General features: G+C 68.0%; 1 pseudogene. It reads right to left on the reverse strand.

Annotated elements, in window-relative coordinates:
• Positions 1 to 754 (reverse strand): annotated as a pseudogene (locus A5780_RS41650) (hypothetical protein); the annotation flags it as partial.

The raw sequence follows: 754 nt of genomic DNA on the forward strand, positions 1-754 counted from the left end.
CCGCTTCGATGTCGACGATCACCGCGCGCAGCTGGTCTTTTTCGAGATCGTGCAGGCCCTTGCCCGACTTGATCGCCCGGTCGATCCGGGCGCGCATCGCGTCGGCCTGCTCTTTCTGGTCCCGGACCCACTGCGGGTCCATACCGTCCTCGCCGCGCGCCAGGTCGCGCTCGACGATCGGCGCCAGCAGGGCGTAGGCGCGCACGGTGGCGGCGAGGTCGTCGCGACTGATGTGGTCGGGCCACAACGGTTTACGAGCGGCGGCGGGGTTGCTCCGGATCTCCTTGCCCCGCTCGCGGGCCTTGGTCTGGTCCTCTTCGGTCATCACCGAGATCGCCTCGGCCAGCCGCGCCTGCACACCCACGGTGTCCAGACCGCTCTTGAGGCGGGCCTGATAGTCCAGCAGCAAGGTGTCGACCCGGTATTTGGCCTCTTCCCCCAGATCGACCACCGGCTTGCCGATTCGGCGCAACTCCTCGGCTGCCGCCGGGGTGACGGGCACCCAGTCGGTGTCGTTCACACTCATCGGCTGGGCGGAGGCCTCACCGAGGTAGATGGCCACGAACCGGGCCCGCGCGCGCACCTCGTCACCGAGACCGGCGGCTTTCATCTTCTTCGTCAACGCCGAAAGGCTGTTCACGCTGGGCTCGTTGCGCCACGCCTCGACCTGCGCGTACAGCTCCTGCTTGACCGATTCGTCGATGTCCTCGGCCGCGATCATCTCCACCAGCCGGTCTTGGGCGGTGGCCAGACG

The organism is Nocardia sp. 852002-20019_SCH5090214 (assembly GCF_001665865.1).
GTDB lineage: Bacteria > Actinomycetota > Actinomycetes > Mycobacteriales > Mycobacteriaceae > Nocardia > Nocardia nova.